The sequence below is a fragment of the Pseudomonas sp. I2 genome, assembly GCF_040984075.1.
GTDB classification, from domain to species: domain Bacteria; phylum Pseudomonadota; class Gammaproteobacteria; order Pseudomonadales; family Pseudomonadaceae; genus Aquipseudomonas; species Aquipseudomonas guariconensis_B.
This window is the reverse complement of record NZ_JBCGFQ010000164.1, coordinates 1-440: the sequence shown is the minus strand read 5'-3', so window position 1 is coordinate 440 and position 440 is coordinate 1. Positions and strand designations below refer to the sequence as shown.

Sequence of the window (440 nt, the reverse complement as noted above, 5' to 3'; positions counted from 1 at the left end):
GCGCAGGGACGTGCTTGTCTGGCGGTGATGGTGAGTTTCCTGACCTGGAACTATTTCATCAATGCGATGGGAATGACCTGGGGAAGCTACTTCGGCGTCGATTTCACTCAGGACGCGGTGGCAGGTAGCGGTCTGACAATGATGGCTGGGATTAAAACCCTCGATACCAGCATTATCGGCGCAATTATCATTTCCGGCATTGTGACGGCGCTGCATAACCGTCTGTTCGATAAAAAACTGCCGGTTTTTCTCGGCATTTTCCAGGGGACGTCTTATGTGGTGATTATCGCCTTCCTGGTGATGATCCCCTGTGCCTGGCTGACGTTGCTCGGCTGGCCAAAAGTACAAATGGGGATTGAATCTCTGCAAGCGTTCCTGCGTTCGGCGGGTGCACTTGGGGTCTGGGTTTACACCTTCCTCGAACGTATTCTGATCCCAAC

1 protein-coding gene is annotated in these 440 nt (G+C 53.0%); it reads left to right on the top strand.

Annotated features, from left to right (window positions below; genetic code table 11):
• Positions 1–30 precede the first annotated feature (30 nt).
• Positions 31–440, top strand: a 410-nt coding sequence (locus WCE05_RS26060) for a PTS transporter subunit EIIC (protein WP_368816849.1), incomplete at its 3' end; no start/stop codon positions are given.